The following is a 12,570-nucleotide window of genomic DNA, read 5'->3' on the forward strand; positions in this document are numbered from 1 at the left end:
AGGTACCGTATGGTACCTCCACATCCTGTATCTTTATAGCTCTCTTTTTTAAAGGACGATATAGTTAAAGGTTGCTTGTTTGGATGCGGGAGCCGTTAGGTGGACGGTGAAGCCGACGCCGGGCTGGAGCGTGACGAAATGCACCACCACCGGGCCAGGGTCAGATGTCAACGTGACCAGGACCGTACTGGTGGCACTGACCTGCTCATGATTGATGGTGACGTCGCGCTGAGCGCTCTCAAAGACGCCACTCCCCGTGTTCTTCGTCTGGCGTGCTGTCTGCACTGGTTTCAGGGCCGTAAGGTAAGCGCTATTACGCATCATCTCCATGGGAGTGTCGGGCAAGAGACCAGGTGCGTGTGTAGCCATGGCGTCCTCACTTGCACGCTTCTCGCTTCCCTTCTGCACGGCTGGCATATAGGCGCTCACGCTCTCCTTGCGGCGCGTCCCGGCAATGGGAACACGGGGAGCTGTGGGTGAAAGCGGGATCTGAGTAGAGGCCAGGGTCACCTTCGCCATAGCCGCAGGTGAGGCGGCCTGCAAATGAATTTTGGTAGTGTGGCCAGCCAGGCGATACCTGCCCCTGCCCGTCTGCGAGACGGCAACGCCTCCCATGGAGGAACTGATGCTCGTCATGGAGGCCGAGAATGAACCCATCGAAGATGGCAATGGGCGAAAGGCTTCATTCCAGGGCGTGTCAAACATTTGCTCTAGCGGCGGTATGGTCATCTGGTCCGCAATATGCGACGCCTCTCTCATCTCATTCATAATCGGCATGCCATCATGAAAAGATGCCGGTATCGATGGAAAATCAAGCGTCTCTTGCGCAGAAATCGTGTTAACCACAACATTTGCAGTATTGCTAGCAGCAGTATTTCTATAATCACCTGGTTCTGGAGGTGTACCGCTCCGCTTGTAGAAACCGATAGCCGCCAGCGATGAAGTGACACGCCGCGCGAAGCGGGTCAGCAGGTTATTCTCAGAACTCGCCTTCAGTTCGCCATTTTCACCCAGGGCCATGAGGGCCACATTGGTCTGCGTGGCCGCGGGTTCCTCGCCCAGATTACTACGGTAAAAGGCCGGTGCCAGGCGCGATTGCAAGCTAATACGAGGTGGAATCAGCGTTTTGCCATAGATGGTATGACTCGAGTTCTTCACTTTCCCATCTACCCCCTCCCGCTCTCGGCCAGCAGCCACAGATTTCTCATAGAATGTCTGCTCAATAGAGGCCGAAAGATTATACCTCTCTCTCGCCACATAAGTATGCCAATCTTGGTTCGTTGTTTCTACTTGTTCTCTATGCAAAGACATCGCTGCTCCCAAAAGTTTTTAGGATTATACGATACAGGTTGGAACGTATAGATGCAGTATAACACATATTCCACAAAAGATTTGCAAAAATTATGCAGATAGCACATTTGGATAATCTACTTTCCATACATTTCAAAATCCCAAATTTGCATATTGAATGTAATTTATAGACCTCATAGAAGATAGAGGATATCCATTCGAGAGGCATGGATGACCTTTATGATGGGCTACGATGCCATTCTCTGCGTCTTTGGTTTATCTGTATGAGTAAGCCCTGGTTATCAATTTGTCCTCTCCAACAAAGATAGCCGCCCTCTTTGGGAGCCCCTCACATTTAACAGATTGCTCCCTCTCAACGAGGGCATAAGAGCTTTATGATTGCTGCTTATTTTGTATGCTTGCTTCGCCCATTTTAAATGTTTGTGCTATTGCCCCAAAGAGGGTTTCTACGTCAAAGGGTTTGTATACTATTTTTATCCCCTGAGAGACTAAAAATCCTTCTTGTTCCATGACCTCAGTTACAGCAGCGCTACACACGATAATAGGGATACGTGCAGTGGGAGGGTACATCCTAAGCAATTGCAACATTTGCCAACCACTTTTTTGGTTGCCAAAGATGATATCGAGAATGATAAGGTCTGGTTTGACCCGCTCTACCTCTTTCATATTTTGCATAGGCAAAGCGGAGAGAAGCACTTCATAGCCTTCAGGCTCTAATAGTAAACGAAACATCTCAAGTATGTACTGAGTGTCATTAATTACTAATATTTTCTTTCCCATGTTTTTATTACTCTCCTCTTGAGTATGTGCTTTGCCTCTTTGTCTTGCCTTCAATTCCTTGGTCATCACGTTTGATGGTCATATTTTGGTAACTCTGTAAAGAAGGACTTTAAACTGATCTACAGGAGCAAGCCTCTCGTATGTTAGCTGTGTGCCTAGCACAGTAGCCCTCCCCTCTGGCATGATGTCCTTGTGCTCTCTGCTGACATCTCCCCTAACACCATTAACTGCATGATGAGTGCTGTTAAGCGGATTGTGAAAAGAGGCCTCTTTGAGGGAGATGATAACCCCCCGCTCCACGTGTACGATTTAGGGCTCTCACGCCAATAACCTGACCGGTAGAACGCTTGTATGCCGCTTGGCACGGATAGATAGCGGCAAAAGTTGGTCAGGTTATTGGCGTGAGTCTCCTTAACGATGTGCCAGGGTAATGCCCGCGCGCCACAACGCCACACTTTACCCCTGAGCGCCGCAGGCGCGAAGGGGAAGGAATAGGAAAAGAGGCTAACTTCTTGAAAGTCGCATGAGAAGTCGGTACAATAGGGCCTGATCTATTAGATCGTACATGCAAACACATGCATATTGCAGAAGCGCATCAAGACGCTATCAACAATATTTGTTCTAAGGAAGGGTTTTTCTCGCATGAAACTTAGTGGTACACACAAGTTCAAGTCTTCCAGCTCGCAGGTCTTCAAGGGCATTCTCAATCCCTCCGTCCTCCAGGCCAGCATCCCTGGTTGCCAGTCGATTGAGTTCCTCGACGCGAACCGCATCAAGGCATTTGTGACGACACCCATCCCCGGACTGAAGGGTCCCTACGCGGTGGTCATCAACATCACCCGCGTTCAGGAACCCAACTTCATTGAGCTTCAGATCCAGCGCCGGGGCGCCGGTGGCTCGGTCAATGGCGTCTGCCAGATCAATATTTCCGACGAGCCCGGCGGCGCCGTGCTGGCGTATGAGGCCAACGCGGAACTCGAAGGCGCGGTCGCGATGGCGAACAATCCCATCGGCAAGGGCGTAGTCAACAGCACCCTGAACACCATCTTCAAGAACCTGGATAACAATATCGCGTAATTTCGCAAACTCAACAAGCGGGCGCCCCTTCTTCGTTTGAAGACGAGGCGCCCGCTTTGCGTTTTCTCGCTTAGTTATCAATGCGCCAGGAAATAATGGCATTGGGCATCTGGGGTAGCGGGAAGATCAGCATACCTTCCTGCGCCACCAGCCAGGACGCCAGTAAGCCCCGAAGTTCTTTCTCGACCTGGGGATTCTCAGGCAGAATCAACTGCTCGCGCATCTCTGCAACAGCCTCCTCAAGCGAGGAGAAACGCATACTTTGCGTGGTGGACACAATCTCTACATTGGCATAGATGCCCATCTCATAGAGGACATCCAGCGCGTGGATATAGCCAGGGGGTAGGCAACGCGCCTCGCCATGAAAATGGCGCCACAGGGGATCGCTAATCTCATCAAAGGAGGTGGCACGCATGAAGAGGAAGCAGGTGTGCCGCGTCGCTGCATGCAGCTTGGTGAGGAAGCGGCCCAGGTCGAGAATAGGGTAGAGCACATGGCTGCACAGCGAAACATCCGCGCGCAGAGTGGGATCAGCCTCCTGCCATATGCTGGCTATCGACGAGATATTCGTGATCCCCCTGGCCCGCGCATCCGCCTGTAAATAGCTCAACATACTTGCGTTTGGCTCGACCGCGTAGACATGCTTCACCAGCGGAGCCAGGGCCAGCACATAACGCCCGGTACCCGCGCCTACATCCAGCACCTCGCTCTCAGGCGTAAGCACCTCGCTCATTCGCAGCAGCAACGGGTTATCGGATTGAACTCGTTGGCTTGAGCGATGGTAGTTGCATGCACGCCGATCCCAGAAGTCGGCGCTGGAACGCCCCAGACGAGCATATGCCTCATCCATCTGACGTGCTCTCGCTGTCAGGATCTCTTGCCAGCGCGCAAGCGCCGTTTGCATTGTTTCTTCCTCCCCTGAGAGGCTCGCCAGTCAGGCTATGGATCTTACGTTACCGGGCTTACTCGCCAGCCGAGGCGGCCTGTGGCTCCTGGAGCTTGGATTGGAGACAGCTAAAGAACTGGTTGGTCATCTTCTCGGCGGTGCCATTGATCAGGCGCGCGCCGACGCTGGCAATAGAGCCACTGATCGTCACCTGAGCATTCCAGTCCATCTTCGTCTGATTGGCATCGATGGCGCTTAACTGCATATCGCCCGCGAGGTCGACTGCGCTGCCAGGTGCTTTGCCACGTGCCTTGACGGCCATAAATTCGGGTTCGCGCTTCTCCGGGCGCGTGACATCCAGGTTAAACTTGGCTTTGACGGGTCCCACACCGACCGAAATCAGGGCCTTCCAATGCTCTTCGCCCAGTTGCTCCAGGCTCTGAAAGCCCGGCGCACAGCTCGCCACATTATTCACATCTAAGAGAAACGCCCACACCTTTTCAATCGGGGCAGCAATCGTTTGTGATCCAGTAAACTGCATAGCACACCATCCTTTCCGCAATTCCTACTTGCCACGCAAGCGGAGCATCATTATCATGATATCACATCTCCTTGATACCAGAGTTTCAATCCTCAGCGACCCCTGCGGGCCGCTGCAACGTTTTCTGGATCGCAAACAATTGCGGCCCCTCTTGTTTCAATCCACAACGACCCCTGCGGGCCGCTGCAACGACGGTTCCCGATCTGGCAGAGGACCGCGTAGACGTTTCAATCCTCAGCGACCCCTGCGGGCCGCTGCAACGCGCACAACGTAAAGGTAGATGCAGTCGGGGTTCGCGCACCTATTTGCGCGAACCCCATCTTGGAACAGCCTGACCTGACGTAGTTTCAATCCTCAGCAGCCCCGAAGGACTGCTGCAACTTCAACCTGATCTGCATATTCGCTCAGCTTTTCGAGGTTTCAATCCTCAGCAGCCCCGAAGGACTGCTGCAACAGCCACGCTCTCACTTAGCCAGAAGCGTCTTACCATGTGCCAAACTGTGCGGACCTCCTCTAGCATACCTTATTTTCCGCTCTGACGCGACTCTTTCCTCTTGCTACACACCAAGCAACTATGCTCTAGCATCTCTACATAAGCCAGAACAGAGCAAGACTACTTCTGTGCGCGAACCTCACGAAGCCAACGGGCAAGCCTTGCCTCGTGACAACAAGTGGCCAGTAAACCGCAAGAATCACTAGACAATGTTATGTCGTTGGAATTATAGTATAAAAGACATCAATTGCGCTGTCCGACCTTTTGCCTATTCGGGTGCCCACCACATGCCCGTGCGGGACTCGGCGCTGAGACCCTTCTATAAGAAGGTACCTGAAAACTACCCCCTTACAATATATTAGGAGATTATGAGTACGCAATATACGAATACCATCTACCTTATTCGCCATGGAGAGAATCTCGCAAACGTGACTGGAGAGTTTTCATATAAACGCGTTGACTACTCGCTGACGGCCAAGGGCGTGCTCCAGGCACAACAAACCGCCGCCCATCTGCACGAATGGCATATCGATGAATTCTTCTCTTCGCCACTCAAACGCGCCCGTGAAACCGCCGAAATTATCGCTGAACCGCATCATCTACCAGTCACACTCTTTGAAGAGTTCCGCGAACTAAATGTGGGCGATCTCGAAGATGCCGCGCCCACCGCTGAGAACTGGGACTATCATAACAATATCCTGGCGCAGTGGTATCATGGTCACCTCGACGTCAGCTTCCCCAATGGAGAGAGCTTTCTGACCCTGACCGAGCGCGGCAAACAGGGCTTGCATAAAGTGACCTGGGGCAAACAGGGGCGCGTGATCGCCATCGCCGGACACGCGGCCATTTTTACCGCCCTCGTCTCGGCGATCTGCGGTCCCGAGAGCCTGGAAACCATTCGCAGAGGCAAGAAGCACAACTGCTCAATTAGCGAGATCGAACTCACCACCAGTGAGCACAATGTCGTGGGCAGGCTGGTACAGTGGGCGGCCTGTGCTCATCTCTCAGGCGAGGCCGCGAACTTCGTGCCTGCCGTTCCCGAGTTCAAGAAGCAGTCAGCAGAGACAGAAGAGGTGACGCAGGTTCGTTAGGACCCGCATCACCTCCCTTTCTTAAAGGACCCGGCAAAAGACGGACTTGAGATAATTGGTTTCTGGCATCGCCAGGTTGGTAGGATGATCCACACCGTGGGTATAGGACTCCAGCAGTTGCACCGTGCGCTTCTGCCGCTGGGCGCAATTGGAGACGACCCCCAGCAGATCATCCATACCAACCACGCCAGAGCATGAACAGGTCAATAGAATCCCGCCTGGACGCAAGACCTGCATGCCCAGGATATTGAGACGCCGGTAGGCTTTAAGCGCCTGCGTACGCGCGCCCTGGTTCTTGGCAAAGGCTGGTGGGTCCAGCACGACCACGTCAAAGCGCACCCCACGCTCTGCGGCCTGCTCCAGGTACTCAAACACATCCTCGGTATGAAACTCGTGCTTGCTGGCATCCAGGCCATTCAGGGCAAAATGCTGGCGTGCCGCCTCAATGGCGGGCGCTGAGACATCCACACTCACTGTCTGCGTCTCTTCTGAACTCAGGGCCGCGTAGACCGAGAAGCCCCCGCTATAGCTGAAGCCATTGAGGACGCGCCCACCTCGCGCATATTTGCGCAAGGCCTCGCGCTTATCGCGTTGGTCCAGGAAAAAGCCCGTCTTCTGCCCCCGCCAGAGATCAACAATGAAGCGCACGCCGTTCTCAACGACCTCAATCTGCTGAGGCACTTCCCCTGCTGCCACGCGTGGCTCCTCTACCTCCAGACCCTCGCGGCGACGTGCCTGACTCTCGTTGCGCAAGAGAATGCCGCGCGCGCCCGTCTCCGCGAGCAAGGCTTCAAGCACCTGGGGCAGCAGGCGATCCATCCCCAGGGTATGCACCTGGGCAACCAGGATGTCGGCGTAGCGATCCACCACCAGGCCCGGCAGGCCATCTCCCTCCGAGTGAATCAGGCGATAGGCATTGGTCACCCCCGGCACAAAGACCTTGCGTAGTTCCTGTGCCTCGCGCACACGCTTACGCAAAAAGTCACCATCGATAGACTCTGTATTGTCGCGTGTCAGGATACGGATCGCGATATCCGTCTGGGGATTATAGTAGCCGCGCGCCACAAACTGGCCTGTCGAGGACTTCACGTCCAGCAGGGCGCCTGGCTCGACCCAGCGTGGCGGCTGCTGTAAGGCGCCAGAGAAGATCCAGAGGTGACCACCAAGCAGGCTCTCGTCACGATGGGGCTTTAAACTCGCTGTAGGGTATTGAACAGATGACACTGATATAACTCGCTCTCTTATTTTATGTGCATATTGTTCTTGCCATTATCGCATACATAGTGAAGTCGTTAAATTGGAACAAAGCATTCATGTAAAAAGGCATGAATGTGAAGGAGATTAATACTGCTCCCTCACATTCATGCCTATGGTAAGTTACGCATACCAGCCGTCTTACACTTGCTTCCAGAATACCAATGAGAAAGACCAGGGTTACTGTTTGTTCAAGCGAATGGCTGCAATCAAAGGATCTGTATGATGCTCGGATTGACGAATCTCAGCCTTACGCAGGTTAAAGGCGCTGTTGATAAGCGCGATATGCGTAAAGGCCTGGGGATAGTTCCCCAGCGCGCTGCTGGTATTGGCATCCACCTCTTCCGAGAAGAGTCCCAGGCGGCCAGCATATTTAAGCAAGCGCTCAAAGAGCGAGCGTGCCTCGTCGACCCGGCCCTGTATGGCGAGATTATCCACCAGCCAGAAGGTACAAATGGTAAATGTCCCTTCGTGACCAGCGAGACCATCATGGGAGGTATAGCGGAAAACAAAGCCATTCTCGTCCGTCAGGCCTTCAATGATACGGTCCACGGTTGAACGCATTCTCGGATCATCGGGCGGGATAAAGCCGATCAAGGGCAGCAAGAGATTGGAGGCATCCAGGGCAGTATCCCCATAAGATTGGGTGAACGCGCCGACGCTCGTGTTATAACCGTTCGCCAGGATGTCGGCACGAATCTGGTCTCGCACCATCAGCCAGCGCGGCAGGTCCGCTTCAAGGTTGAGTTGCTGCGCGGCACGAATGCCCCGGTCTAAAGCCACCCAGCACATCGCCTTGGAATAGACATAGTGCCGGTCATCGCCACGGATCTCCCAGATGCCGCTATCGGGGTCCTGCCAGTGCGCACAGACATGCTCCACCAGGTCGCGCATTAGCTTCCATAGCGGACCATCCAGTGTCTCGCCATAGCGCTCAAAGCTGCCCTGGCGCCGGTAGAGGTGGATACAGTCCAGCACCTCACCGAAGACATCCATCTGTCTCTGCCTGACGGCCCCATTGCCAACGCGTACGGGGCTTGAACCGGCATAGCCCTCCAGGTGAGTCAGTTCTTGCTCGGCCAGGTCACGCTCGCCACGGATACCATACATGATTTGCAGCGACTCGCCATCCGCGTATGTGAGGCGCCTGAGCCAGTGCGTAAAGGCGCGTGCCTCGTCGGTAAAGCCAAGGACGTTCAGGGCATAGAGCGTAAAGGTCGCGTCCCGCAGCCAGGTATAGCGGTAATCCCAGTTGCGTACCCCACCCATATGCTCGGGCAGCGAGGTCGTGGGGGCCGCGACAATGGCTCCTGTGGGGGCATAGGTCATCATCTTTAAGGCCAGCGCGCTCCGCTCCACCGCCTCGCGGTACGGGCCACGATAGTTGCAGGTCGAGAGCCACTCACGCCAGCAATGCAGGGTATGTGCCAGTTCAGAATCAAAATTGCGTTGGTGCAGCTCGCCCTCGACCAGTCTTCGCGTCGCCTGCATGTTGCGGCCCATACCCACCGCGAATAGCAAGCGCTCGCCCTCTGAGAGCGTCACGTTCAATACGACTGAGGGATGCCTGTCTTCTGCGTCCTGTACGACATTCAGCGTTAAGGATGGATGCAGGTGCGCGCCAATAATCGCCAGGCCAACGTACTGGTTCCCACCTGAAACGAGAACGCCTTTGTTCCCGGGGACCAGGCTGATCTCGCTGGGCGAGGCAGCATAATTTGGACTAACCTTGAGTGTCATGGTCACAGACATCTCGCCATGTGTGCATTCGGCAATACGCACCATGCAGTGGCATGAGCCATCTTCACGCGTCCAGGTATTATTATTCATCCCCTGGTACGGCCAGGCGCGCAAGGTTTCTACCGGCATAAAGTCGGTCAGGAGCAGTTCGCCAATGGTACTGGTAAAACGGGTTTGCAAGACATTGCTACCTCTGAGGTAGCGCTGGGCCCCCGGCATAGGCTCGGAGGGGGCGATTTGAAAGTAGCCACCATGCTCATGGTCGAGCAAACGACAGAAGATGGCTGGACTATCGAAGTCTGGCAGGCATCCCCAGTCAACTGACCCGTCGGGCGCGACCAACAAGGCTGAGTGACAATCGCCAATGACTCCGTATGAATTAATTGGTAGATAAGTGCGATTGAATTCGGTCATCCCAACCATTTAGACTATACTTCCTAGAACTGTTCGGCGTTGAACTGTTCGCCAACATCCTTAAAATTCACTAAGTTTATTATTAGAAAGCCCTTAGAACTCCTGATTGGAGCCTTATATCAGGGTTAGACGCAGGACCCCGAAGAATAGTAACAGATTTTCCCATAAGTTTTTTTTATGGCTCATCATCCCCCCCGGCAAGTTGCTAAGGTCCGTCGCCATGCCCTCTCAAAACCAATGACACATATATAAAAATGACAAAAAAAAGATTATATATATGTCACCATATTTCACCCCCTTTTTAGAGCCAGGCATGTATACTACTCGTATCAGTAATAACACCCGAGCACTCTAATTTCTTCTCCAATAGAGCATATAGGAGGCCACATTTAGGTACCAGGGCATCTCCACGTTTTAATAGTCTTCCACGTATCACTCAAGGAAGAAGTTACGCCAAAGATACCATAATTTGAGGAGTTTGTATGCAGATATTAGCACAAATGGTTCGCCATCCCGCGGGACGCATCGGCCTGACACTGGGTCTCACACTCGGCTTTCTGGCAAGTTTGCGGGGCAATGCCAGTAAAATTCTGCTTTTCGCTGGCCTCTGCCATTTTCTCGCCGGTCGTACGGCGCGTACTTTAAGATAGCAAGGAGTGATGTTTTTGGCAGAGCCGCAAACATCGCTCCTTGCTATCATCCCCCATCTTTCCTAGTTCTCGCGCCTGCGCGCTCGCTTAGTAAGTAATGTAGGAATGAGCCCCGATAGCCGAAGGCTATCGGGGCTCATTCCTACATTACTTACTAGAAATACTGCGAATCCAGGGTGTTCTCTTGTGTTAGCTTTAGCGTGCGAGTTGTTCACAGGCGTGGGTGATCAGGTAGAGGAGCTGGGCCAGGCCATCTGCAATCGGGGCCACGGGGACCCACTCCTCAAGCGTGTGGGCCTGCCTGCCCTGTGAGACGCCTACACATACGGCGGGTATCCCCTGGCTCAAGGGTATATTGACGTCTGTACTGGAGGCCACGAGGCGCGGCTCGATCTCAATCCAACGCAGAGCCTCTTGCGCCAGGTGCACAAGCGGAGCGTCAGACGCGATCTTTCCCGCTGGCCGCTCACCAATGATGGTAATCACGCCCTGGAGTCCTTCGCCAGGCGCGGTCTTGACGATAGCTCGCACCTCGTTGGCAAGCCGGTCTAGCGCCTGCACATCTGTGGAGCGCATATCTAGCAGAGCCGAGGCACTGGCGGCAATCGTATTGACTGATGTACCTCCATCGATAACCCCCACGTTATAGGTGGTCTTGGGATCTTTTGGCACCTGGATCTCGGAGATCCGCGCGATAATACGCGCCAGGCCATGAATGGCGCTGGGACGCCCAAAGGCACCATAGGAATGGCCGCCAGGACCATTGACAGTAATGCGCCAGCGCAGCGAACCCACGGCTTCATTCACGATATAACCCAGGTTACCATCGATGGCGATCACAGCTCCCAGTTGCTGTTTATAACGCTCGACGGCCGCCCTGGCTCCACGCAAGTTGCCCAGGCCCTCCTCACCCACATTCGCGACTGCCACGATATCGATGGGTGTCTCCTGCTTGAGCAGATCAAGCATCTTGAGCAGCGTAAGCATAGAGGCCACGCTCAGGCTATTATCGCCAATACCAGGCCCATAGAGTACGTCACCCTCGCGACGAACGTTGAGCGGCGTGTCCTGGGGGAAGACCGTGTCCAGGTGCGCCAGCAGCAGCAAGACGGGGCCAGTCCCTCGCCCGCGTCGCACGTACACATTGCCGACTTCGTCGTGCTCGCATTGATAGCTACGCTCCTCAAACAGCCCGGTTACAAATGCGGCCCGTTGCTGCTCGCTGCCGGTGGGGGCAGGCACTCTACAGATGCGCTGCGTGAGCGTGGCGACCTCTTCGACATGTTCGCGCGCCAGGTTTCGCATACGCTCCAGTTCGTCTTTTGAGAGTGTCATGAGTCCTCTACGCCTCCTTGAGCCATTGTGCGACCTCTGGCGCGAAGTAGGTGATGATCATGTCCGCGCCAGCACGCCGCAATCCTGTCAGTACCTCCATGATCACGCGCCGCTCGTCAATCCAGCCCTGCTGGGCGGCGGCTTTGATCATAGAGTATTCACCACTCACATTATAGACAGCAAGCGGCAAGTCGCAAGACTCACGCACCCGGTGAATGACGTCCATATAGGCCATCGCGGGCTTGACCATGACGATATCGGCACCCTCACGAATATCCAGTTCCACTTCGCGCAAGGCCTCGCGAGCATTAGCCGGGTCCATCTGATATGAGCGCCGATCCCCAAATTGCGGAGTTGAACCCGCCGCCTCGCGGAAGGGACCATAGAAGGCGGAGGCGAATTTGGCGGAATAGGCCATGATCGGAGTCTGCTTGTATCCTTGCTCATCGAGCACATGGCGCAAGGCTCCCACGCGTCCATCCATCATATCCGAGGGAGCAACAATATCCGCGCCCGCCTCGACATGCGAGGCCGCCATACGCGCCAGCAGCTCTAGCGATTCGTCGTTGAGGACATCCCCATTATGGATGACACCACAATGCCCGTGGTCGGTGTATTCGCAGAGACAGACATCCGTAATCACGAGCAGCTCTGGAACGGTGGCCTTGAGGAGGCGAATGGCCTGCTGGATAATGCCTTGCTCAGCATAAGCCTGTGAGCCAACGGCGTCCTTCTCCGCGGGAATGCCAAAGAGCAGGACCGCGGGGATCCCCAGTTGTACCAGACGCTTCGCCTCTTGCTCCAGCAGCTCTAGCGGCCACTGCACAATGCCAGGCATAGATGCGATAGGCTCTGGCTGCGTGAGACCTTCCGCGATAAAGAGTGGATAAATCAACTGGCTGGTCTGTAAATGAGTCTCACGCACCATGGAGCGTAGCGCCTCGTTCTGGCGCGTCCGGCGCATGCGAACAATCGGAAAATTGGCTGTCATTGTACCC

11 protein-coding genes are annotated in these 12,570 nt (G+C 54.5%); 3 read left to right on the forward strand and 8 right to left on the reverse strand.

Going from position 1 to position 12,570, the window contains the following annotated elements; all coding sequences use genetic code 11:
- Nucleotides 1-48: 48 nt before the first annotated feature.
- Entirely contained in the window at nt 49-1,158 is a 1,110-nt protein-coding gene (locus KRAC_RS59360) for a hypothetical protein (RefSeq protein WP_157508372.1), read from the reverse strand.
- Between the two features lie 525 nt (nt 1,159-1,683).
- Nucleotides 1,684-2,157 (reverse strand): response regulator, encoded by a 474-nt coding sequence (locus KRAC_RS59365; protein WP_244422665.1) that lies wholly within the window; start codon nt 2,155-2,157, stop codon nt 1,684-1,686.
- Nucleotides 2,158-2,733: 576 nt separating this feature from the next.
- Between KRAC_RS59365 and KRAC_RS59370 the strand changes: the two genes are divergently transcribed.
- On the forward strand, nt 2,734-3,168 hold the full coding sequence (locus tag KRAC_RS59370; RefSeq protein ID WP_007923447.1) for an SRPBCC family protein: 435 nt from the start codon (nt 2,734-2,736) through the stop codon (nt 3,166-3,168).
- 70 nt (nt 3,169-3,238) lie between these two features.
- On the opposite strand, the gene KRAC_RS59375 is transcribed toward KRAC_RS59370, so the two are convergent.
- Nucleotides 3,239-4,072, reverse strand: a complete 834-nt coding sequence (locus KRAC_RS59375; RefSeq protein ID WP_007923448.1) for a class I SAM-dependent methyltransferase — start codon at nt 4,070-4,072, stop codon at nt 3,239-3,241.
- A gap of 58 nt (nt 4,073-4,130) precedes the next feature.
- Entirely contained in the window at nt 4,131-4,595 is a 465-nt protein-coding gene (locus tag KRAC_RS59380; RefSeq protein ID WP_007923449.1) for an SRPBCC family protein, read from the reverse strand.
- Between the two features lie 861 nt (nt 4,596-5,456).
- Here KRAC_RS59380 and KRAC_RS64850 point away from each other — a divergent pair.
- Entirely contained in the window at nt 5,457-6,179 is a 723-nt protein-coding gene (locus tag KRAC_RS64850) for a histidine phosphatase family protein (protein ID WP_007923450.1), read from the forward strand.
- Nucleotides 6,180-6,200: 21 nt separating this feature from the next.
- On the opposite strand, the gene KRAC_RS59390 is transcribed toward KRAC_RS64850, so the two are convergent.
- Nucleotides 6,201-7,403, reverse strand: a complete 1,203-nt coding sequence (locus tag KRAC_RS59390) for a class I SAM-dependent rRNA methyltransferase (RefSeq protein WP_007923451.1) — start codon at nt 7,401-7,403, stop codon at nt 6,201-6,203.
- A gap of 210 nt (nt 7,404-7,613) precedes the next feature.
- On the reverse strand, nt 7,614-9,596 hold the full coding sequence (locus tag KRAC_RS59395; RefSeq protein WP_007923452.1) for a glycoside hydrolase family 15 protein: 1,983 nt from the start codon (nt 9,594-9,596) through the stop codon (nt 7,614-7,616).
- Between the two features lie 473 nt (nt 9,597-10,069).
- Between KRAC_RS59395 and KRAC_RS73455 the strand changes: the two genes are divergently transcribed.
- The gene (locus KRAC_RS73455; protein ID WP_007923453.1) at nt 10,070-10,237 is read left to right on the forward strand and encodes a hypothetical protein; all 168 of its coding nucleotides are present in this window, start codon (nt 10,070-10,072) and stop codon (nt 10,235-10,237) included.
- Between the two features lie 195 nt (nt 10,238-10,432).
- On the opposite strand, the gene KRAC_RS59400 is transcribed toward KRAC_RS73455, so the two are convergent.
- Nucleotides 10,433-11,572 (reverse strand): M20/M25/M40 family metallo-hydrolase, encoded by a 1,140-nt coding sequence (locus KRAC_RS59400; protein WP_007923454.1) that lies wholly within the window; start codon nt 11,570-11,572, stop codon nt 10,433-10,435.
- Between the two features lie 7 nt (nt 11,573-11,579).
- On the reverse strand, nt 11,580-12,563 hold the full coding sequence (gene hemB, locus KRAC_RS59405) for a porphobilinogen synthase (protein ID WP_007923455.1): 984 nt from the start codon (nt 12,561-12,563) through the stop codon (nt 11,580-11,582).
- Between the last annotated feature and the right edge of the window lie 7 nt (nt 12,564-12,570).

The sequence above is a fragment of the Ktedonobacter racemifer DSM 44963 genome (genome assembly GCF_000178855.1).
Classification (GTDB): domain Bacteria; phylum Chloroflexota; class Ktedonobacteria; order Ktedonobacterales; family Ktedonobacteraceae; genus Ktedonobacter; species Ktedonobacter racemifer.

Excerpts from the sequence above, each read along its gene's own strand:
- KRAC_RS59365 (WP_244422665.1), bottom strand. The coding sequence starts at position 2,157 with ATGACCAAGGAATTGAAGGCAAGACAAAGAGGCAAAGCACATACTCAA.
- KRAC_RS59370 (WP_007923447.1), top strand. The coding sequence starts at position 2,734 with ATGAAACTTAGTGGTACACACAAGTTCAAGTCTTCCAGCTCGCAGGTC.
- KRAC_RS59375 (WP_007923448.1), bottom strand. The coding sequence starts at position 4,072 with ATGCAAACGGCGCTTGCGCGCTGGCAAGAGATCCTGACAGCGAGAGCA.
- KRAC_RS59380 (WP_007923449.1), bottom strand. The coding sequence starts at position 4,595 with ATGCAGTTTACTGGATCACAAACGATTGCTGCCCCGATTGAAAAGGTG.
- KRAC_RS64850 (WP_007923450.1), top strand. The coding sequence starts at position 5,457 with ATGAGTACGCAATATACGAATACCATCTACCTTATTCGCCATGGAGAG.
- KRAC_RS59395 (WP_007923452.1), bottom strand. The coding sequence starts at position 9,596 with ATGGTTGGGATGACCGAATTCAATCGCACTTATCTACCAATTAATTCA.
- KRAC_RS73455 (WP_007923453.1), top strand. The coding sequence starts at position 10,070 with ATGCAGATATTAGCACAAATGGTTCGCCATCCCGCGGGACGCATCGGC.
- KRAC_RS59400 (WP_007923454.1), bottom strand. The coding sequence starts at position 11,572 with ATGACACTCTCAAAAGACGAACTGGAGCGTATGCGAAACCTGGCGCGC.
- hemB (WP_007923455.1), bottom strand. The coding sequence starts at position 12,563 with ATGACAGCCAATTTTCCGATTGTTCGCATGCGCCGGACGCGCCAGAAC.